Origin of the sequence: Pseudomonas sp. EA_65y_Pfl1_P113, from assembly GCF_963970525.1 — a bacterium.
Classification (GTDB): domain Bacteria; phylum Pseudomonadota; class Gammaproteobacteria; order Pseudomonadales; family Pseudomonadaceae; genus Aquipseudomonas; species Aquipseudomonas tritici.
Genome location: NZ_CAXAQM010000220.1, coordinates 1 through 627, shown reverse-complemented (window position 1 = coordinate 627; position 627 = coordinate 1). Strand labels below are relative to the sequence as shown.

Below are 627 nucleotides of genomic sequence, written 5' to 3'. Positions count from 1 at the left end.
AGATCCCCGCAAGATCGAGCAAGTTGACGAAGCGGGTTGCTTCGGTCAGATTCAGCGCTCTCGCCAGGAGATCAAGCTCGATCCGAGCCATCTGAAGATCGATGCGGTGACTGACGGCCTCCACTTCGATATTCGGCAGCGACTTCGGACTGCGCGGCAGGGTCGGCAGAGATCTCGGTACCTTGAAATCAAGCTGACCATCCCAAACGCCAAGCAGTCGCGCGAGGCGCTCCCGCGCGGACGTCGCCTGTTGCCGTGCAGTGGCAAGATCGGCCGTGATTTCCGCGTAAAATACCTGCTCGCGTGCCTGGTCCAGCTTGTTGAGCGAGCCGGTTTGCCCAAGTTTTTCCGCAAGTTGAGCGATGGTTTCCGCGGTGGTTTTCGTCTCTGTCAAGAGTCCGACCAACTCGTTGGTCCCGACCGCCTGATAGTACGCCCGCCGCACCTCAGCAGCGAGACGCAACGTCTCAAGAGCTGCTCGCAATTGAGCTTGATGGAAGCGTTCTCGCGCGATTTCGGTACGAAACGGCAGCGTGGCCAACGCGAGGATATCGCCAATGACTTGGCGCGAGATTTCGTTCGCGCCGTCGCCACTTATCCGGGAGAGGGAAATTGTCGGGTTCGGGG

General features: G+C 59.5%; 1 protein-coding gene. It reads right to left on the bottom strand.

Annotation, left to right across the window (positions count from 1 at the left end; all coding sequences use genetic code 11):
• Positions 1 to 627, bottom strand: a 627-nt coding sequence (locus AACY52_RS29235; RefSeq protein WP_339561207.1) for a TolC family protein, incomplete at both ends; no start/stop codon positions are given.